The 18,528-nt window shown below is 72.3% G+C and carries 18 protein-coding genes and 2 tRNA genes; 13 read left to right on the top strand and 7 right to left on the bottom strand.

The window, feature by feature from the left end:
* The first annotated feature begins 28 nt into the window (after nt 1-28).
* The 3 genes from MTF69_RS18930 (at nt 29) to MTF69_RS18940 (ending at nt 2,355) form a co-directional block, all read left to right on the top strand.
* Nucleotides 29-102: transfer RNA gene (locus MTF69_RS18930), tRNA-Met, on the top strand.
* A gap of 202 nt (nt 103-304) precedes the next feature.
* A complete protein-coding gene (locus MTF69_RS18935) occupies nt 305-2,224 on the top strand; it encodes a tetratricopeptide repeat protein (RefSeq protein WP_243336076.1) in 1,920 nt (639 codons plus the stop codon).
* Nucleotides 2,225-2,281: 57 nt separating this feature from the next.
* Nucleotides 2,282-2,355: transfer RNA gene (locus MTF69_RS18940), tRNA-Met, on the top strand.
* Nucleotides 2,356-2,472: 117 nt separating this feature from the next.
* Here the strand turns inward: MTF69_RS18940 and MTF69_RS18945 are convergent.
* Nucleotides 2,473-2,889 (bottom strand): Fur family transcriptional regulator, encoded by a 417-nt coding sequence (locus tag MTF69_RS18945; protein WP_243336077.1) that lies wholly within the window; start codon nt 2,887-2,889, stop codon nt 2,473-2,475.
* A gap of 148 nt (nt 2,890-3,037) precedes the next feature.
* Between MTF69_RS18945 and MTF69_RS18950 the strand changes: the two genes are divergently transcribed.
* Nucleotides 3,038-4,489, top strand: a complete 1,452-nt coding sequence (locus tag MTF69_RS18950) for a catalase (RefSeq protein ID WP_243336078.1) — start codon at nt 3,038-3,040, stop codon at nt 4,487-4,489.
* 129 nt (nt 4,490-4,618) lie between these two features.
* Here the strand turns inward: MTF69_RS18950 and MTF69_RS18955 are convergent, their stop codons facing one another.
* Nucleotides 4,619-5,020, bottom strand: coding sequence for a cyclic nucleotide-binding/CBS domain-containing protein (locus tag MTF69_RS18955; RefSeq protein ID WP_243336155.1), 402 nt, complete (start codon nt 5,018-5,020; stop codon nt 4,619-4,621).
* Nucleotides 5,021-5,228: 208 nt separating this feature from the next.
* Nucleotides 5,229-6,032, bottom strand: a complete 804-nt coding sequence (gene hisN / locus MTF69_RS18960; RefSeq protein WP_243336079.1) for a histidinol-phosphatase — start codon at nt 6,030-6,032, stop codon at nt 5,229-5,231.
* A 133-nt stretch (nt 6,033-6,165) separates the two neighbouring features.
* Between hisN and MTF69_RS18965 the strand changes: the two genes are divergently transcribed.
* Nucleotides 6,166-6,780, top strand: coding sequence for a TetR/AcrR family transcriptional regulator (locus tag MTF69_RS18965; RefSeq protein WP_243336080.1), 615 nt, complete (start codon nt 6,166-6,168; stop codon nt 6,778-6,780).
* Here MTF69_RS18965 and MTF69_RS18970 read toward each other — a convergent pair.
* The 4 genes from MTF69_RS18970 to MTF69_RS18985 all read right to left on the bottom strand — a co-directional run bounded on the left by MTF69_RS18970 (nt 6,746) and on the right by MTF69_RS18985 (nt 10,458).
* Nucleotides 6,746-7,069, bottom strand: coding sequence for a multidrug efflux SMR transporter (locus MTF69_RS18970; protein WP_112447780.1), 324 nt, complete (start codon nt 7,067-7,069; stop codon nt 6,746-6,748). The two genes, MTF69_RS18965 and MTF69_RS18970, sit on opposite strands and share 35 nt — an antisense overlap.
* A gap of 131 nt (nt 7,070-7,200) precedes the next feature.
* Nucleotides 7,201-8,211: a ribosome small subunit-dependent GTPase A gene (gene rsgA, locus MTF69_RS18975; protein WP_243336081.1), complete on the bottom strand. Its 1,011-nt coding sequence runs from the start codon at nt 8,209-8,211 to the stop codon at nt 7,201-7,203.
* A gap of 8 nt (nt 8,212-8,219) precedes the next feature.
* A complete protein-coding gene (gene aroA, locus MTF69_RS18980) occupies nt 8,220-9,575 on the bottom strand; it encodes a 3-phosphoshikimate 1-carboxyvinyltransferase (RefSeq protein WP_243336082.1) in 1,356 nt (451 codons plus the stop codon).
* 169 nt (nt 9,576-9,744) lie between these two features.
* Complete coding sequence (locus tag MTF69_RS18985) at nt 9,745-10,458, bottom strand: M50 family metallopeptidase (protein WP_243336083.1); 714 nt, start codon at nt 10,456-10,458, stop codon at nt 9,745-9,747.
* Between the two features lie 53 nt (nt 10,459-10,511).
* On the opposite strand from MTF69_RS18985, the gene MTF69_RS18990 reads away from it, so the two are divergent.
* The 8 genes from MTF69_RS18990 (at nt 10,512) to def (ending at nt 18,333) form a co-directional block, all read left to right on the top strand.
* Entirely contained in the window at nt 10,512-11,327 is an 816-nt protein-coding gene (locus tag MTF69_RS18990; RefSeq protein ID WP_243336084.1) for an SOS response-associated peptidase, read from the top strand.
* 100 nt (nt 11,328-11,427) lie between these two features.
* Nucleotides 11,428-12,099: an alpha/beta family hydrolase gene (locus MTF69_RS18995; protein WP_243336085.1), complete on the top strand. Its 672-nt coding sequence runs from the start codon at nt 11,428-11,430 to the stop codon at nt 12,097-12,099.
* Nucleotides 12,100-12,378: 279 nt separating this feature from the next.
* Entirely contained in the window at nt 12,379-13,023 is a 645-nt protein-coding gene (locus MTF69_RS19000) for a sigma-70 family RNA polymerase sigma factor (protein WP_008741505.1), read from the top strand.
* A complete protein-coding gene (gene rsrA, locus MTF69_RS19005) occupies nt 13,020-13,361 on the top strand; it encodes a mycothiol system anti-sigma-R factor (RefSeq protein ID WP_243336086.1) in 342 nt (113 codons plus the stop codon). Before MTF69_RS19000 ends, rsrA begins: the two co-directional genes overlap by 4 nt.
* 228 nt (nt 13,362-13,589) lie before the next feature.
* Nucleotides 13,590-15,251 (top strand): HD-GYP domain-containing protein, encoded by a 1,662-nt coding sequence (locus MTF69_RS19010; RefSeq protein WP_243336087.1) that lies wholly within the window; start codon nt 13,590-13,592, stop codon nt 15,249-15,251.
* Nucleotides 15,248-16,507: an HD-GYP domain-containing protein gene (locus MTF69_RS19015; protein ID WP_243336088.1), complete on the top strand. Its 1,260-nt coding sequence runs from the start codon at nt 15,248-15,250 to the stop codon at nt 16,505-16,507. Before MTF69_RS19010 ends, MTF69_RS19015 begins: the two co-directional genes overlap by 4 nt.
* A 117-nt stretch (nt 16,508-16,624) precedes the next feature.
* The gene (locus MTF69_RS19020) at nt 16,625-17,632 is read left to right on the top strand and encodes a hypothetical protein (protein ID WP_243336089.1); all 1,008 of its coding nucleotides are present in this window, start codon (nt 16,625-16,627) and stop codon (nt 17,630-17,632) included.
* A gap of 65 nt (nt 17,633-17,697) precedes the next feature.
* Nucleotides 17,698-18,333, top strand: coding sequence for a peptide deformylase (def, locus tag MTF69_RS19025; protein WP_243336090.1), 636 nt, complete (start codon nt 17,698-17,700; stop codon nt 18,331-18,333).
* Nucleotides 18,334-18,528: the final 195 nt, after the last annotated feature.

Genomic DNA, 18,528 nt, shown 5'->3' on the forward strand with positions numbered 1-18,528 from the left:
CCGCGTCGTGCTACTGTTGGTTTACCGACGCGGGGTGGAGCAGCTCGGTAGCTCGCTGGGCTCATAACCCAGAGGTCGCAGGTTCAAATCCTGTCCCCGCTACTGAAGACGAAGGCCCGGATCCGATGGATCCGGGCCTTCGTCATGCCCAATCGAGTTTTTCGCCGACGCGGGGTCACTGGGGTGGGTGAGTTGAGGTGTGAGCGTGTTTGACTTGTCTCTCTGTGGGCATGTCGACAAAACGCTGTAGTGACCTCACTGACTGCGACATACCAGGTGTACGCGGGTAGCAGGTGATGCGACGATGGGATTTATGGGGGACAGGTCAACTCTGCTGGAGACAGGGCGGTTTGTGAGGGCGGACTCCGAATCGGATGCGGAGGCCGATGGGGCGGCTCAGGCCGTTGACGTGCGGACCGCGATGACCACGCGGCCGGTACGGACCACGGCCGCGGCGCCGACCACGCCGGACGTGTCGGTCGTGTCAGTCGATGCGTTGTTCGACGACGCGGTCTTCGGGCTGACCGACGCGGCCGGCGACGCCGCGCTGGAGGCCCGGCACCGGGTCGCCGCCGACAAGGGGGACCCGGGCGCGATGAGCGTACTCGGGGCGCTCCTGCTGCGCCGCGGCGACCTCGCGGGAGCCGAGCCGTACCTGCGCGGGGCGACCGGGGAGGGCGACCGTGCGGCCGCCAACAACCTGGGCGTACTGCTGCACCAGCGCGGCTACCCCGAGGAGGCCGCCGGCTGGTGGCGCGTGGCGGCCGTGGCCGGATCCGCTCCCGCCGCGCACGCCCTGGGCCGCTATTACCGCGAGCGGGGCGACGAGCCCGCCGCCGAGTACTGGATGCGCCAGGCGGCGGAATCCGGCCATGCCCTGGGGGCCTACGGCCTCGCAGACCTGCTGGAGCACCGCGGGGACAAGGGCGTCGAGCGGTGGTTCCGTGCTGCCGCCGAGCAGGGGCACCGCGAGGCCGCGTACCGGCTGGCCCGGCACCTGCGCAAGGGTGACCCGGCCGAGGCCGAGCAGTGGTACCGGCAGGCCGCCGCACGCGGGCACCGCCGCGCCGGGCTGCACCTGGGCGCGCTCCTGGAGGCGCGCGGGGAGCTGAAGGAGGCCGGCCGCTGGTACCTGACCTCCGCCAAGCAGGGCGAGCCGCGGGCGGCGTGCGCGCTCGGCTTCCTGCTGCGCGACGCCGGCGACGAGGAGAACGCGGCCACCTGGTGGCTGCGGGCCGCCCAGGACGGCGACGGCAACGCGGCGAACGCGCTGGGCGCACTGCACGCTGCGCGCGGCGAGACCCAGACGGCGGAGAAGTGGTACCGGGCCGCGATGGACGCGGGTGACCAGAACGGGGCGTACAACCTCGCGCTGCTCTGCGCCGCCCAGGAGCGGACCGGGCCGGCCGAGCAGTGGTACCGGCGCGCGGCGTACGCGGGACACCGCGAGGCGGCCAACGCGCTGGCCATCCTGCTGCTGCAGGGCGGTGACGCGGAGGGCGCGGAGCCCTGGTTCTCGAAGGCTGCGGAGGCGGGGAGCGTGGACGCCGCCTTCAACCTCGGGATCCTCTTCGCCAGCCGCGACGAGGACCGCACAGCCCTGAAGTGGTACGAGCGGGCGGCATCGGCGGGACACACCGACGCGGCCCTCCAGGTCGGCATCGCGCTGGTCCGCGACGGCGAGGAGCGGGCGGCGGAACGCCACCTGCGGTGCGCGGCCGGCGGCGGGAGCGCGGAGGCCGCCTTCCGGCTGGCCGCGCTGCTGGAGTCGCTGGCGCCGCCGCCGGAGCCGGTGGCCCTGGGCGAGTCGGTGGGCGGAGCCGCGCGCACCGAGAGCGAGGAGTGGTACGAGCGGGCCGCGGAGCTGGGGCACCGGCGTGCGCAGGTCCGGGTCGGCATGCTGGCCGCCGCGCGGGGCGAGCTCGCGGCCGCCGCGCGGTGGTACCGGGAGGCGGCGGAGGCCGGCTCCCGCAACGGCGCCTTCAACCTGGGTCTGCTGCTGGCGCGCGAGGGCAACGAGCCCGAGGCGGCGCTGTGGTGGACCCGGGCGGCGGTGGCCGGACACGGGCGGGCGGCGCTGCGGCTGGGCCTGCTCGCGGCCCGGCAGGGGGACCTCACGGAGGGGCAGAAGTGGTGCGTTCGGGCCATGGAGCTGGGCCCGGCCGAGGTCTCGGAGCGGGCCGGCCGGCTGCGCGAGGCCCTGGCCGAGGAGCTGTCCGCGTAGGGCCCGCCAACTGATTTGCATCTGCCGTGCCCGTTCACGTAAAGTCAGGTTTACCGACGCGGGGTGGAGCAGCTCGGTAGCTCGCTGGGCTCATAACCCAGAGGTCGCAGGTTCAAATCCTGTCCCCGCTACTGAAGGCTCGAAGGCCCGGATCCTCTGGATCCGGGCCTTCGGTCGTTTCTGGATGCAATGCGCAAGAAGGAGGGCCGGGGCTCACTGAGCCCCGGCCCTCCTTCTTGCTCTCGTCCTCAGGCCCCGGCGCAGTTCGGGCACACCCCGCGGTACGTGACCTCGACCGCCGACACCACGAAGCCGAAACGCTCCGTGTCCGGCAGGTCGGCCAGCGGGTTGCCCGCCGGGTGGACGTCGCGGATCGCGCCGCACTGTGCGCACACCAGGTGCTGGTGGGGGCGGTGGGCGTTCGGGTCGTACCGCTTGGCGCGCCGGTCCGTGGAGACTTCCAGCACCTCGCCCAGGGTGACGAGCTCGCCCAGGGTGTTGTAGACGGTCGCGCGGGAGATCTCCGGCAGCCTGTCCACGGCGCGCGCGTGCACCTCGTCGGCCGTCAGGTGAACGTGGTCACCGTCGAGCACCTCGGCCACGACGCGCCGCTGTGCGGTCATGCGCCATCCGCGTCCGCGAAGTCGTTCCAGCAGGTCACTCATGCACGCCAGCCTAACAGCGAGGGGATTCGGTGTAACTCCCGAATGCGTGTCGACTTGGATCCTGACTTGACTTAGACAAAGTCCATCGTAGGATCGATTACGTTAGGGCGCAGGACAGGTTTGCAGCAAATTTACGCAGGAGGCGCACGTGACGCAGGGACCGCTCACCACGGAGGCCGGAGCTCCGGTCGCCGACAACCAGAACAGCGAGACCGCCGGCATTGGCGGACCCGTTCTGGTGCAGGACCAGCTGCTGCTGGAGAAGCTCGCGCACTTCAACCGCGAGCGCATCCCGGAGCGCGTGGTGCACGCCCGTGGCGCCGGTGCGTACGGCACGTTCACGCTGACCCGTGACGTCTCGCAGTGGACCCGTGCGAAGTTCCTGTCCGAGGTCGGCAAGGAGACCGAGACCTTCCTGCGCTTCTCTACCGTCGCGGGCAACCTCGGCAGCGCCGACGCGGTCCGTGACCCCCGCGGCTGGGCGCTGAAGTTCTACACCGAAGAGGGCAACTACGACCTCGTCGGCAACAACACCCCGGTGTTCTTCATCAAGGACGCCATCAAGTTCCCCGACTTCATCCACACCCAGAAGCGCGACCCGTACACGGGCTCGCAGGAGGCGGACAACGTCTGGGACTTCTGGGGTCTGTCGCCCGAGTCCACCCACCAGGTGACCTGGCTGTTCGGTGACCGCGGCATCCCGGCGACCTACCGCCACATGAACGGCTACGGCTCGCACACGTTCCAGTGGAACAACGAGGCCGGCGAGGTCTTCTGGGTCAAGTACCACTTCAAGACCGACCAGGGCATCAAGAACCTCACCCAGGCCGAGGCCAACCAGCTCGCCGGTGAGGACCCCGACTCGCACCAGCGCGACCTGCGCGAGTCCATCGAGCGCGGCGAGTTCCCGTCCTGGACCGTGCAGGTCCAGATCATGCCGGCGGCCGAGGCGGCCGAGTACCGCTTCAACCCGTTCGACCTCACCAAGGTGTGGCCGCACGAGGACTACCCGCCGATCGAGATCGGCAAGCTGGAGCTCAACCGCAACCCGGAGAACGTCTTCGCCGAGGTCGAGCAGTCGATCTTCTCCCCGGCGCACTTCGTCCCCGGTATCGGTCCGTCCCCGGACAAGATGCTCCAGGGCCGTCTCTTCGGCTACGGCGACGCCCACCGCTACCGCGTCGGCATCAACGCCGACCACCTGCCGGTGAACCGTCCGCACGCCACCGAGGCGCGCACCAACTCCCGTGACGGCTACCTGTACGACGGCCGCCACGCGGGCTCGAAGAACTACGAGCCGAACAGCTTCGGCGGCCCGCACCAGACGGACCGTCCGCTGTGGGTCTCCTCCGCCGTCACCGGTGGCACGGGCAACCACGCCGCGCCCTCGCACTCCGAGGACACCGACTTCGTCCAGGCGGGCAACCTCTACCGCCTGTACTCGGAGGACGAGAAGACCCGTCTGATCGAGAACCTCTCCGGCTTCATCGCCAAGGTTTCCCGCGACGACATCGTCGAGCGTGCGATCAACAACTTCCGTCAGGCGGACGGTGACTTCGGCAAGCGTCTGGAGGCCGCGGTCCAGGCCCTCCGCGCCTGACACCCCTTTGCGGCTAAACCGCCGCCGCTCTCGCGGATGTGGTTGCTCGCCGTCGGGGCATCTCAATTGATGGTTGCTCGCCGAAACAGGAGGGCCGGATTCCCGTCAGGGGTCCGGCCCTCCTGGCGTTCAGCTCGCCAGCGCGGCCGTGCGGCGCCGGCTCGGGGCCCACAAGCGGATGACATCGCGGACGGACACGATGCCCACCGGGCCGCCGTGCTCCAGGACGATCAGATGACGGAAGCCGCCGTGGGCCATCGCCTCGGCGGCTTCCTGCACGGTGGCGTCCGGCGTGCAGAAGACCACGTTGTTGGTGGTGTGCGCGCCCACGGATTCCCGGTCGGGATCGTGGCCCGCGCCGATCGAGTTGAGGATGTCGCGCTCGGTCAGGATGCCGATGCCGCTGTGTTCGGGATCGAGGACGACGGCCGCGCCGACGCGCCGGCCGGACATCAGGCAGGCCGCCTGCCGCAGGGTGTGAGTGGGTCCGAGGGTGAGGATCACGGTGCTCATGGCGTCGCGGACGAGCATGAAGAGAGCCACCTCCTGGTGAGTCCCTCCGCTTGGGTGGGTGCGCACGAAGGGCCGCACTTAGAGAAGCCCTTCACAAGCGCACAAGCGGAGGAGTCTCAGATTCCCACGCACACGGAAAGCCAGCAAGGAGGCGCGTAAGGGGCGCTTTCGGCACGCACGGGCGCGGGCCGCGCCGCCACGGCGGCGCGCGCCCGTCCCCTACGCGTCAGCCGCGCGGGCGCAGCAGGTCCAGCATCTCCGCGTGCAGCAGCCCGTTGGAGGCCGCCGCGTTGCCGCCGTGCACGCCGTCCACCCCGTCCAGAGCGGTGAAGCGGCCGCCGGCCTCCTCCACCACGACGGCCAGGGCCGCCATGTCCCACAGGCTCAGCTCCGGCTCGGCGCACAGGTCGAGCGAGCCTTCGGCGACCATCATGTACGGCCAGAAATCGCCGTAGCCGCGCGTACGCCAGCACGCGCGGGTCAGGTCCAGGAAGCCGGGCAGGCGTCCCTGCTCCTCCCAGCCGCTCAGCGAGGAGTAGGCGAAGGAGGCGTCGCCGAGGGTGGCGACCTTGGAGACGCCGAGCGCGGTGGTCTCGCCGAGCGCGCCGCCCGTGAAGGCCCCTCGGCCGCGCGCCGCCCACCAGCGGCGGCCCAGCGCGGGCGCGGACACCACGCCGACCACGGGACGGAAGGCGCCGTCGGGCTGCTCCTCCATGAGCGAGATCAGCGTCGCCCACACCGGAACGCCGCGCACGTAGTTCTTCGTACCGTCGATCGGGTCCACGACCCAGCGGCGCGGGCCGTCGCCCTTGAGGCCGTACTCCTCGCCCAGGATGGCGTCGGAGGGCCGCGCGGCGGAGATCCCGGCCCGGATGATCTCCTCGGTGGCGGTGTCGGCCTCGCTCACCGGGGTCATGTCGGGCTTGGTCTCGACCTTCAGGTCGAGGGCGCGGAACCGCTCCATCGTGGCGGCGTCCGCCGCGTCGGCGAGTTCGAGGGCAAGGCGCAGGTCATCGTCATACTCGGGCATGCCAGAACCCTACCGAGGCGGCCGGGGCGCCGTGGAAGACGTCCACGGTGCGGCACGGGCACCCTTGACAGGATCTGTCGGTCCGTCAACTCTGGCGGAGACGTCGACCGGAGGCGTCGAAGGGGAGGCGACGGTGCCGACGGCCCGGGAGTCCTTGCTCGAAGCGGCGGGAGCGGCGCTCGCGGCGCGCCCGTGGCCGGCCGTGCGGATGATCGACGTGGCCGCGGCCGCCGGGGTCTCGCGGCAGACCCTCTACAACGAGTTCGCGGGCAAGACGGGCCTGGGCCACGCCCTGGTCCGCCGCGACGCGGCCTGGTACCTCGACGGGGTGGACCGGGCCCTGACCTCCCCGGGCGCTCCGGCCGAGCGGCTGGCGGCGGTCGTGGAGTGGACCGTGCGCGCGGGCCGGGAGCGCCCCCTCGTGCGGGCCCTGCTGACCGGGTGCTGGAACGGCAACTTACCCGTCCCGGCCGGCCGCGGGGTCCGGCCGGGGCTTCCCGCCCTGGGGCCCGCCGAGCTGATCCGCGGAGTCCGCGAGCGGGCCGACGCCGTGTTCGGCGCGCAGGAGGGTGCTCAGCGGTGCGAGCTTGCCGTACGGCTCGCGCTGTCCTACCTGATCGCTCCGGGGGAGCCGCCGGAGCCGGGCCACGCCGGGCTGCTGCCCCTGCTCGGCGCGATGGGCCTCAGCGCGGCGGGCGCCAGCACGACGGGCCTCAGTGCGAGGAGCCCGAGAGCTGGAGCCCGATGACGCCGAGGATCACCAGCGAGATCGAGACGAGTTTGAGGGTGGAGACCAGGTCCCCGAGGAAGACCATCCCGTAGATCGCGGTACCGGCCGCCCCGATGCCGGTCCACACCGCGTAGGCCGGCCCCACGTCCAGCTTCTTCAGGGCCAGCGTCAGCAGACCGAAGCTGCCGAGCGCGAAGCACGCGAAGGCGATGGTCGGCCACAGCCGGGTGAAGCCGTGCGACAGCTTGAGGCAGACCGCGAACCCCGTTTCCAGGATCCCGGCGACCACGACCAGCAGCCACGCCATGGCGTACGCCTCCCCGCGTCACGTGACGCGCTCACGGGGCGGACCCGAGCGTCACTTGGTGCGATTATGCATTTACCAGACATCGGGTACGGCAAACCCCGCCGGTCGATCGGGCATCGATCGCCCAGGGATCAGTCGCCCTCGCGGCGCTCCCGGGTCTGGAGCAGCCGGCGCAGCGAGTACAGCCGCGCCGGATCCGCGTGGCCGTCCTCCACCCACTTGTCGAGCGCGCAGTCCGGCTCGTCGTGGCTGCACGCGCGCGGGCAGCCCTCCGTCCCCGGCACCAGCTCCGGGAAGGCCAGGATGACCCGGGACGGGTCCACGTGGTGCAGGCCGAAGGACCGTACGCCCGGGGTGTCGATGACCCAGCCGTCCCCGCCCGGCAGCGGCAGCGCCAGCGCCGAGGTGGTGGTGTGCCGGCCCCGGCCGGTCACCGCGTTGACCACGCCGGTCGCGCGCTGGCGGCCCTCGGCGACCAGCGAGTTCACCAGCGTGGTCTTGCCGACGCCCGAGTGGCCGACGAAGGCGGTGATCCGGCCGTTCAGGTGCTCGCGCACCCGGTCGGCCGCGTCGCCCGTCGCCAGCTCGTCGCGGTTGGTGACCACGTAGTTCAGGCCGAAGGTCGAGTAGATCTCCAGGATCTTGTCCGCGGAGGTCAGGTCGGACTTCGTGAGCACCAGCAGCGGTTGCAGCCCGGCGTCGTACGCGGCCACCAGGCAGCGGTCGATCATGCGGGGGCGCGGCTCGGGATCGGCCAGCGCCGTCACGATGGCCAGCTGGTCGGCGTTGGCGACGACGACGCGCTCGTACGGATCGTCGTCGTCGGCCGTGCGCCGCAGGACGGACTTGCGCGCCTCGATCCGCACGATGCGGGCGAGGGTGTCCTTCTTGCCGGACAGGTCACCGACGATCCAGACCCGGTCCCCGACCACCGCCGCCTTGCGGCCCAGCTCGCGGGCCTTCATCGCGTGCACCGGGCGGTCCTCGACCAGGCAGGTGAGCCGGCCGCGGTCCACGGTCAGGACGAATCCCTCGGCCGCGTCCTCGTGCTTGGGGCGGATGGTCGTACGCGGCCGGTTGCCCTTGGGGTTGGGCCGCTGGCGGATGTCGTCCTCGTCGGTGTGCTTCCCGTACCTGCGCATGACGGGCCCTACGCTCCCACGCCTGCCGGAGCCGCTTCGGCCCGGGCGAGCATGTCCGCCCACATCTTCGGGAAGTCCGGCAGGGTCTTCGCGGTCGTCGCCACGTTCTCGATGAGCACGCCCTCCACCGCCAGGCCGATCACCGCGCCGGCCGTGGCCATCCGGTGGTCGTCGTACGTGTGGAAGGTGCCGCCGTGCAGCTTGCGCGGGCGGATCCGCAGACCGTCCGCGGTCTCCGTGACATCGCCGCCCAGCCCGTTGATCTCCTTGGTGAGCGCCGCCAGCCGGTCCGTCTCGTGCATCCGCAGGTGCTGCACCCCGCGCAGCACGGACTCCGAGTCGGCCAGCGCCGCGACCGCCGCGATGCCCGGGGTGAGCTCCCCGACCTCGCCCAGGTCCACGTCGATGCCGTGGATCTTGCCGGTGCCGGTGAAGACCAGGCCGGCGTCGTTAAGCTCGCAGGAACCGCCCATCTCCGTGAAGATCCGGCGCAGCGCGTCACCGGGCTGCGTGGTGCGGCGCGGCCAGTCCGGGATGGTGACCGTGCCGCCGGTGATCAGGGCCGCCGCCAGGAAGGGCTGCGCGTTGGAGAGGTCCGGCTCCACGACCAGGTCGCGGCCGAGCAGGGCGCCGGGGGCGACCCGCCAGACGTTCTTCTCGCCGCCGGACTCGGGGGTGTCGACCTGCGCGCCCGCCGCGCGCAGCATCTCCACGGTCATCCGGATGTGGGGCATGGACGGCAGGTTGGTGCCCACGTGCCGGACCTCGACGCCCTGGTTGAAGCGCGGGGCGGAGAGCAGCAGCGCGGAGACGAACTGCGAGGAGTTGGTCGCGTCGATCTCGACGGTCCCGCCCTCCAGCGCCCCGCCGCCCTGGACGGTCAGCGGCAGCGCCCCGCGGCCGTCGTCGTCGATGCGGGCGCCGAGCGTGCGCAGCGCCGTGATGACCTGGCCCAGGGGGCGCTCGTAGGAGCGCGGGTCCCCGTCGAAGCGGATGTCGCCGGAGGCGAGGGTGGCGACGGGCGGCAGGAAGCGCATGACCGTGCCCGCGTTGCCGACGTCGACCGTGGCCGGGCCGTGCAGTGCGGCGGGGATGACGCGCCAGGCCTCGCCGCCCTCGCCGGCGGAGCTGGAGGAGACCGTCTCCTCGATGCCGACGCCCAGCGCGCGCAGCGCGTCGGACATCAGCTGGGAGTCGCGCGAACGCAGCGGGCGGCGCACCCAGCCCGGCTCGGAGGCGAGCGCGGCGAGCACGAGGGCACGGTTGGTGACCGATTTGGACCCGGGCACGGTGACGGTGGCCTGGACGGCGGCTTCGGCGAGCGGGGCGGGCCAGAGGGCGTGGGGCGCGGGGGTCTCGGTCATGGCCACCACTTTAGTGGCTTCCCATGGCCACAGATCTTGATCACCGGGGGAGTCTCGGCGGGCGGACACGCGCCGGCCCGGGCCGGTCCGGGCCGGTCCGCGGTCGGTCCGCGGTCGGTCGGAGGGAGGCTGTCGGTCGGCGGGCGGTCAGCTGTCGGTCAGCGGCCGGTCAGAGGGCCAGCAGCCAGCGGCCGCCGCCGACGAGCGAGGACAGCGCCACCACGTGGAAGAACAGCAGCCACACCACCGGGTGCACGTGGGTGAGCCGTCCGAGCTGGTCCGCGTCGGAGTCGGGCGCCGAGCCGCCGCGGCGCTTCGCCCCCAGCTCGAATACCGGCCGGACGCCGCCGAGGAGCAGGAACCACACCACGGCGTAGGCGAAGACCGCCTGCACGTCCGCCGGGGCCAGCCAGGAGACCAGTACGAAGGTGGCACCCGTGACCAGCACCGACAGCAGCCCGTACGCGTTGCGGATCATCACCAGCACCGCCAGCAGCAGGGCGGTCGCCGCCCACAGCAGCAGGGTGATCCGGTGCGCCGAGAGCAGGGCCGCCCCGCCGAGGCCGAGCAGGGACGGCGCCGTGTACCCGGCGGCGGCGGTGAGGACCATGCCGAGGCCGGTGGGCTTGCCGCGGCTGACGGTGACCCCGCTGGTGTCCGAGTGCAGCCGGATCCCGTCCAGGCTCCGGCCCGTCAGCAGCGCCAAAAGTCCGTGGCCGCCCTCGTGGGCGATGGTGATCGCGTTGCGCGACAGCCGCCACACCGGCCGGGGCCCCACCGCGACGAGCGCCACCAGCCCCGTCGCGATCACCAGCCACTGGTCGGGCGCCGTCTGTATGCCGGTGAGCCGGTCCCACAGGCCGGCCGTGGTGCTGGTGTTCATGGGGTGGCGGACTCCTTGTGGCGGCGATCGGGTGACATGGCAGTGTGGCAGCCATGTGCGGACGGTATGCAGCGAGTCGTGGGCCGGAGGAGCTGGCCGAAGTCTTCGGGGTGGAGCGGTGGGAGCCCGAGGAGGTGCTCGCGCCCGACTGGAACGTGGCTCCGACGAAAGAGGTCCACGTCGTCCTCGACCGTCCACTGAAAGACGCTCCGAGCCCGCGTCCGGTTCGCCAGCTGAGGGTCCTGAAATGGGGGCTCGTCCCGTCCTGGGCGCAGAATCCCGACGGCGCCGCCCGGATGATCAACGCCCGGTCCGAGACCATCGCGGAGAAGCCCTCCTTCCGCCGCCCCTTCGCGCAGCGCCGCTGCATCATCCCGGCGGACGGCTACTACGAGTGGGTCACCGCCCACGACGAGCGGCAGCTCGAGGTCGAGGGCAAGAAGAAGCGGACGCGCAAGCAGCCCTACTTCGTCCTGCCCTCCGACGGCTCCGTCTTCGCCATGGCCGGGATATACGAGTTCTGGCGCGACCGGACCCTGCCCGACGAGCATCCGCTCGCCTGGTGGGCGACCTGCTCGGTGATCACCGCCGAGGCCGAGACCGGTCCGCTCGGCGTCGCCCCCGCCGAGGGTCCGCGCTCGCTCGCCGACATCCACCCCCGGATGCCGCTGATGCTCACCCCGGACCGGTGGGACGCCTGGCTGGACCCGGCGCGGACCGACCCCGACGAGCTCCAGGCCCTGCTGGCCCCGCCGCCCGGCGGGCTGATGCGCGCGTATCCGGTGTCCACGGCCGCGAGCAACGTCCGCAACAACGGGCCCGAACTGCTGGAGGAACTGGAGGGGCCGGAGGAGGGCACGCTCTTCTGACGGCCCCGGTGCCGCCGGTGCTCCGGCGCCCTCAGTGCTCGGCGCTCCCGGCGGCCCCGGCGTCACCCCGGCGGCCGCCGCCGAGCGGCATGATCGGGGCATGAGCAGCACGCGCACCGAGCGCACCGAGATCATCGGCACCCCGGCGGGCGAGGCCCGCATCACCTGGTACCCGGCCCCGGCGGGCAAGGCCCGCCTGGTGCTCGCCCTGGGCCACGGAGCCGGCGGCGGGATCGAGGCCCGGGACCTCCAGGCCCTGGCCGCGGCCCTGCCCGCCCTCGGGATCACCGTGGCGCTGGCCGAGCAGCCCTGGCGGGTCGCCGGGAAGAAGGTCGCAGCCGCGCCCAAGGTGCTGGACGCGGGCTGGAACGCCCTGTGGCCCGCCTTCGCGGAGCCCGGTCTGCCCGTCGTCGCGGGCGGCCGCAGCGCCGGGGCCCGGGTGGCCTGCCGCACCGCCGCGGAACTGGGCGCGGCCGGGGTGCTCGCGCTGGCCTTCCCGCTGCACCCGCCGGGCCGGCCGGAGAAGTCCCGGGCCGAGGAGCTGCTGGGCGCCGGGCGGCCGGCGCTGGTGGTCCAGGGCGGCCGCGACGCCTTCGGGCGGCCGGAGGAGTTCCCGGCGCGGGGAGCGCGCGGAGCCTCGTACGAGCTGGTGGAAGTGGAGGGCGGGGACCACGGCTTCGCCGTGCCGAAGAGGACCGGGCCCACGCAGGAGGAGGCCCTCGCGGTGATCACCGGGGCGGTGGCCGGGTGGCTCGGCCGGCTGCCGGTGTGAGGTCGGTGTGACGTTGGTCCCGAAACCCGCGCCCCGCCGGGGAATGCGCCGCCCGGGCCGCCTGTTGTCCCGGATGTCGGTACGTACGGGAAGACGTCGGAGGAGAGGCACCGCATGACCCAGGTCATCAGCCAGAACCGTCCGCAGGCCGCTGACCTGGACTGGACAGTGCTGCCCGCGCCCAAGCGCGGCTTGGTTCGGGCGGCGGGCGACCGGGATGGTCGACTATTCTCCGATTCGAGCGGGTCCGCTTTCGGAGCCGCCACGCAGTCGGAGGAGGTGGGTCCTGTCGCCGGGACCGACGAAGGCCACGCGGAGGAGACGACCCCGGAGCGCAATGCGCGCTTCGAGAGGGATGCCCTCGGCTACCTCGACCAGATGTACTCGGCCGCCCTGCGCATGACGCGCAATCCGGCCGACGCCGAGGACCTGGTCCAGGAGACGTACGCGAAGGCGTACGCGTCCTTCCACCAGTTCCGCGAGGGCACCAACCTGAAGGCGTGGCTGTACCGCATTCTGACCAACACCTTCATCAACTCGTACCGCAAGAAGCAGCGCGAACCCCAGCGCAGTGCGGCGGAGGAGATCGAGGACTGGCAGCTTGCGCGCGCCGAGTCGCACATGTCGACGGGCTTGCGTTCCGCAGAGTCGCAGGCTCTCGATCACCTGCCCGATTCCGACGTGAAGGAAGCTCTCCAGGCCATTCCGGAGGAGTTCCGCATCGCGGTCTATCTTGCCGACGTGGAGGGCTTTGCGTACAAGGAGATCGCGGACATCATGGGTACACCCATCGGTACGGTCATGTCGCGACTGCACCGTGGCCGCCGTCAACTCCGTGGAATGCTTGAGGACTACGCCCGTGAGCGCGGGCTCGTCCCGGCCGGCGCGGGAGAGTCGAACGACCTGAAAGGCTCGGGCTCATGAGCTGCGGAGATGCGCACGAGACGGAGTGCTCCGAGGTCCTGGACCACCTTTATGAGTTCCTGGACCAGGAGATGCCCGACAGTGACTGCACGAAGTTCGAGACGCACTTCGGCGAGTGCAATCCCTGTCTGGAGAAGTACGGCCTGGAACAGGCCGTGAAGAAGCTGGTCAAGCGCTGCTGCGGATCGGACGACGTGCCGACCGACCTGCGCTCCAAGGTGATGGGGCGGATCGAGCTCATCCGTTCGGGGCAGGCCGTGCCGGACCATGACATTACGGCCCCGGCGCCCGAGCCGGCCGTCGCCGCCGAGCCCATGCCGGGATCCGCGGCGGGCTGAAAAGTTGAAAATCGGCCAGGTTCGCCGATGAAGTAGTACCCGATTGAACAATCTTGAACAGCCGCCCCCGGAAGGGCACTTCCTTCACTCGAACGTGGTAATCCGGGGGCGTCCGCATGGCGCAATGCAAAAATGTGGCCCACCTCGCTCCCGGCCCCACTTATTCTCCCCATTCGGTACTGGTTTGATTCGTACCTGACTTGCACGGCTCAGGGGGAGGAGAGCGCCATGCGGGTACTTCCGCCGTTGGCGCGCGCCTACGTCCTGTGCGCCGTCATCGCCGCCTGCGCGTGCGTCGCCCCGGCCGTCACCGGTTCCGCCACACCGTGGCCCTCCATCGGTCTGCTCTCCGTGCTCTACCTCGGCTGCGAACTGGTCAAGGTCTGCCCGCTCATGGGGCGCCGGGTGCCCGAGGGCCTCGGCTCCTTCTTCCCGGTGGTGCTGGCCGCCGTGTTCCTCCTGCCGCCGGCGGCCGCCGCCCTCGTCGCGCTCCCCGGCGGACTCGCCGGGACCGTGACGGCGCGGCCCGCCCGGGTGCGGCGCATCTGGCACGGGGCGCAGCAGTCCATAGCCGCCTGGACCGCCGGGCAGCTCTACGGGCTGCTGGGCGGGCCCGAGGCGCTGGGCGCGGGCTCCGCCGGCGGGACCGGGCCGCCGGGGCCGGACGGGTCCGTGTCGCCGGGGGGTCCGGCCGCCTGGGTCGCCGACTTCCCGTACGTGATGTTCCCCGCCGCCGCCGCGGCCGTCGCCTTCTGCCTGGTGCTGACCGCCCTCGACGGCGGCATCCTGGCCGCCGCCGAACGCCGGCCCGCCGCCACCGCCTGGCGGGGCCTGGTGACCCGGTCCCTCGCCCCGCACTGCGTGCACGGCCTCGCCGGGCTGATGATGGCCGTCATGTGGCGCAGCCCGTACGGACTTCCGGCCGCACTGCTCGTCATGCTGCCGATGTACATCTCCTGCTGGGTCTTCGCGCAGTACCACCGCGAGCGCGCCGCCCACCAGGCCACCATCCGGGCGCTGGTCCAGGCCGTCGACATCAAGGACCGCTACACCCGCGGCCACAGCGAGCGGGTCGGCCAGGCCTCGGCGATGATCGCCCGCGAGCTGGGCATGGGCGAGGAACGCCTCGAAGTCGTCCGCATCGCCGGGATCCTGCACGACGTGGGCAAGCTCGGCGTCCCGACCCGGCTGCTGCGCAAGGACGGACCGCTGACCCCCGAAGAGCGCAGGATCATCGAACTCCACCCCGAGTACGGACACGAGATGGTGCGCGGCATCGGCTTCCTGGGAGAGGCCCGCGCGGCGATCCTGCACCACCACGAGCGGGTGGACGGCTCCGGCTACCCGTACGGGCTGACCGGGGAGCAGATCCCGGTGCTGGCCCGGGTCGTGGCGGTCGCCGACGCCTTCGACGCGATGACCTCGACCCGGTCGTACAGCAGGGCCCGCCCGGTGCCGGTCGCCCTGGCCGAGCTGGAACGGTGCGCGGGGGCCCAGTTCGACCCGGAGATGGTGCGGGCGCTGGTCGACGCGATCGGCCACCAGGGCTGGCATCCGAAGGTGACCTCGGACGACGACCTCCAGGTGATCCCGGCCGGCGGTTCCGAGCTGATCCCGGCCGGCGGCGGCGACGTTCCCGCTGCTGTGGCCGAGGGGGCCGTGCGGGAGGCCGTGCCCGCCGGTGCGGCGCTGACCGGACTGCCCGCCCAGGCCGCCCCGGCCGGAGCCGCGGCCCAGGCCCGCGCGAGCGGGAGCCCGCTCCCGGCCGCCGGTGCCGGGGACCCCTGCCACTGCGTGCCGGGGCCCGCCGCCGAGCCCGGAGCCGCCGCCGAGGAGGAGCCGGGAGCCCCCGGCTCCCCGTCCGCCCCCGCCGCGGGAGCGAACGCATGAGGGGCTGGGCCGTCGCCGTCGTGCGCGGGGCCGCCGGAGCGCTGACCGTGGCCGCGCTCGGGCACACCGTGTGGAACGGCCTGACCGAGCCGGGCATCGCCCTCGCCTTCGGCACCCTGATCACCATCGGCGAGCTCGCCCGCCGGGACAGCGGCGACGCCGCCCGTCAGCAGCCCGCGCCGCTCGGATCCGCGGGGGCGCTCGCGTACGCCCTGCTCGGGCAGAACGCCGGAGCCCCCACCCACCACGGGGTGCTGCAGATCGTCGCCGTGGTCGTCGCGGCCGCGCTCCTCGGGATCGTCCCGCACATCGCCCGGGGCCGCGGACCGGCCCTCGACCACCTGGCCCGCCGCGTCCTCACCGTCACCTTCGCCGCCGTCTGCTTCCAGCCGCTCTACAACTCCGGGCGGCTGGAGCAATGGGTCGGCCAGGGCCCGTACCTCGTGTTCTTCCTGGTCGTCGTCCTCGGGCTCACGGCCCTGTGCGACGCGGTCCTCGGCGCGGCCCTCGCCGGGGCCCGCACCGGCTGGCCGTTCGCCCCGCTGCTGCGCGACGAGCTCCGCGCCCAGCTGGGCATCGGCTCCGCGATCTGCGCCACGGGCGTCGTGATGGCCCTCGGCGTCGCCGTCGCCGGCCTGTGGGCGGTGCCCGTCTTCAGCGTGCCGCTGCTCCTGACCCAGATGTCCTTCCACCGGATCACCGCCATCCGCACCACCTACCGCCAGACCATCACCTCCCTCGCCCGCGCCACCGAGATCGCCGGCTACACCCGGCCCGGCCACTCCCGCCGGGTCGCCGCCCTCAGCTGCGCCGTGGGGCGGGAGCTGGGCCTCTCGGAGCGGGAGCTCAGGGTGCTGGAGTACGCCGCCCTCATGCACGACATCGGGCAGCTCTCCCTCGTCGACCCGGTCCCGGCCGGGGCCACCGCCGAGCTGCCCGAGGCCGAGGCCCGCAGGATCGCCGGGCTCGGCGGGGAGGTGGCCCGCCAGACGGGCGTCCCGGCCGAGGTCGCGGTGGTGGTGGAGCTGCAGGCGGCCCCGTACCGCGACCAGCCCGTCGCCGCCCGGATCGTGCGCGCGGTCAACGCGTACGACGATCTCGTCGGCGGTGCCCGTCACCCGGGCGGCTCATTGGAGGCCCTGGAGCGGCTGCGCCTGGGGACCGGCCGCGATTACCAGCCGGAAGTCGTGGAGTGTCTCGCCAGGGTGCTCGCCCGGGGCGGACGTGCCAGAGTCGTACCCGTCCCGCCTGGGTAACCCATGGGTAATGAGCGGCCGTCCGAGTGGGCATGGTTGGATGCCAGTGAGAGTGTTTCCAGCAGGAGCGTTCGCAGCAGGAGTGTCCCGAGCAAGAGTGTCCGGCAGGCGGGAATCGTGAGGATCTTCGGGAAGGTACGGCATCGGCCCTCCGCCTCGTGGCGGCAGGCCACCGACCGCGCGTTCACGCTGATCGGCGACGGTCGGTACGAGGACGCGGGCGCGCTCCTGACCAGAGCGGCGGACCTGGAACCCTGGCTGTCCGAGTCCTGGTTCAACCTGGCGCTGCTCCACAAGTTCCGCCACGACTGGGAGCAGGCGCGGGCCGCCGGGCTGCGTGCCGTGGCCCTGCTCGACCGGGAGACCGGTGCCCCGGACTGGTGGAACGTCGGCATCGCCGCGACCGCGCTGCAGGACTGGCCGCTGGCCCGGCGCGCCTGGCAGGCCTACGGGCTCAAGGTGCCCGGAGACCCGCACGGCGCGGGCGGCGGGGGCCACTCCAACGGCGAACCGGTCGGCATGGAGCTCGGGAGCGCGGCCGTACGGCTGTCGCCCGAGGGTGAGGCCGAGGTGGTCTGGGGCCGCCGGCTGGACCCGGCCCGCATGGAGGTCCTGTCGATCCCGCTGCCCTCCTCGGGCCGGCGCTGGGGCGAGGTCGTCCTGCACGACGGGGTCCCGCACGGCGAGCGCGTCACCGCGGCCGGGCCCTCCTACCCCGTGTTCGACGAGATCGAGCTGTGGGCGCCCTCCCCGGTGCCGACCTGGGTGGTGCTCCTGGAGGCGGCCACCGAGGCCGACCGCAACGCCCTGGAGCAGCTGGCCTCCGACGCCGGCTTCGCCGCCGAGGACTGGTCCTCCTCGGTGCGGCTGCTGTGCCGGACCTGCTCGGAGAGCGCGATGCCGAGCGGCGAGGGGGACGGGGAGCACCTGGACCCGCACGACCACAGCGAGCCTGGCCACCCCGGCCCGCTGGGGCACCGTACGACCGGGTCGGGATCCCTGTGGGTGCCCGAGCGGGAGTGCGGGATCGCGGCGCCGGCGGGCCTGGTGCGCGGGCTGCTCGACGGCTGGGTCGCGGACAGTCCGGACAGCCGGGAGTGGCGGGATCTCGAAGAAGTCTGCTGAGCCGGGGCCGTAGTCTGTACCGGCACAACGGTGACTGGTGGAATTACGGAAGGCGTACGGCGGACATGGCGCAGCAGGAGAACGACGTTGTCGAGAGCGTGAACGACGGGTACGTCGTCGACACCGAGGACTGTGAGGCGCGCGAGCTCGCCCACCGTGAGCGCGGCACCGCCCGCCCCATCACGGTCGTCGGCAACCCGGTCCTGCACCGGGAGTGCAAGGACGTCACCGAGTTCGGTGACGAGCTGGCGCAGCTGATCGACGACATGTTCGCCAGCCAGAAGGCCGCCGAGGGCGTGGGCCTCGCCGCGAACCAGATCGGCGTCGACGCCAAGGTCTTCGTCTACGACTGCCCGGACGACGACGGCAACCGTCACACCGGCGTGGTGATCAACCCGAAGCTCGTCGAGCTGCCGGCCGGAGCCCGGATCCTGGACGACTCGAACGAGGGCTGCCTGTCGGTCCCGACCGCCTACGCCTCGCTGGCCCGCCCGGACTACGCCGAGGTGACCGGCCAGGACGCGCAGGGCAACCCGATCAAGGTGCGGGGCACCGGCTACTTCGCGCGCTGCCTCCAGCACGAGACCGACCACCTGTACGGCTACCTGTACATCGACCGGCTCTCGAAGCGCGACCGCAAGGACGCGCTGCGGCAGATGGAAGAGGGCACCGCGCGCTACGACACGGTTCCGAACGCGTAGCCGCCCGTACCCGTACGCGAAAAGGCGTCCCGCTCCCGACCGGAGCGGGGCGCCTTTCGCGTGGAGCGGTGCGGGGGCTAGTCCCAGGAGATGTCGCTCGGTTCGGGCGCGGCCGGGTGCGGGCCGACGGTCCGGATGGTGCGAGTCATGGGATCCCCTGTCGTATGCGAACGAGCAAACCGTAGGACGAAAACG

It is taken from the genome of Streptomyces sp. AP-93, from assembly GCF_022808175.1.
GTDB lineage: Bacteria > Actinomycetota > Actinomycetes > Streptomycetales > Streptomycetaceae > Streptomyces.

Excerpts from the sequence above, each read along its gene's own strand:
- MTF69_RS18935 (WP_243336076.1), top strand. The coding sequence starts at position 305 with ATGGGATTTATGGGGGACAGGTCAACTCTGCTGGAGACAGGGCGGTTT.
- MTF69_RS18945 (WP_243336077.1), bottom strand. The coding sequence starts at position 2,889 with ATGAGTGACCTGCTGGAACGACTTCGCGGACGCGGATGGCGCATGACC.
- MTF69_RS18955 (WP_243336155.1), bottom strand. The coding sequence starts at position 5,020 with ATGCTCGTCCGCGACGCCATGAGCACCGTGATCCTCACCCTCGGACCC.
- hisN (WP_243336079.1), bottom strand. The coding sequence starts at position 6,032 with ATGCCCGAGTATGACGATGACCTGCGCCTTGCCCTCGAACTCGCCGAC.
- MTF69_RS18970 (WP_112447780.1), bottom strand. The coding sequence starts at position 7,069 with ATGGCGTGGCTGCTGGTCGTGGTCGCCGGGATCCTGGAAACGGGGTTC.
- rsgA (WP_243336081.1), bottom strand. The coding sequence starts at position 8,211 with ATGCGCAGGTACGGGAAGCACACCGACGAGGACGACATCCGCCAGCGG.
- aroA (WP_243336082.1), bottom strand. The coding sequence starts at position 9,575 with ATGACCGAGACCCCCGCGCCCCACGCCCTCTGGCCCGCCCCGCTCGCC.
- MTF69_RS18985 (WP_243336083.1), bottom strand. The coding sequence starts at position 10,458 with ATGAACACCAGCACCACGGCCGGCCTGTGGGACCGGCTCACCGGCATA.
- MTF69_RS18990 (WP_243336084.1), top strand. The coding sequence starts at position 10,512 with ATGTGCGGACGGTATGCAGCGAGTCGTGGGCCGGAGGAGCTGGCCGAA.
- MTF69_RS18995 (WP_243336085.1), top strand. The coding sequence starts at position 11,428 with ATGAGCAGCACGCGCACCGAGCGCACCGAGATCATCGGCACCCCGGCG.
- rsrA (WP_243336086.1), top strand. The coding sequence starts at position 13,020 with ATGAGCTGCGGAGATGCGCACGAGACGGAGTGCTCCGAGGTCCTGGAC.
- MTF69_RS19010 (WP_243336087.1), top strand. The coding sequence starts at position 13,590 with ATGCGGGTACTTCCGCCGTTGGCGCGCGCCTACGTCCTGTGCGCCGTC.
- MTF69_RS19015 (WP_243336088.1), top strand. The coding sequence starts at position 15,248 with ATGAGGGGCTGGGCCGTCGCCGTCGTGCGCGGGGCCGCCGGAGCGCTG.
- def (WP_243336090.1), top strand. The coding sequence starts at position 17,698 with ATGGCGCAGCAGGAGAACGACGTTGTCGAGAGCGTGAACGACGGGTAC.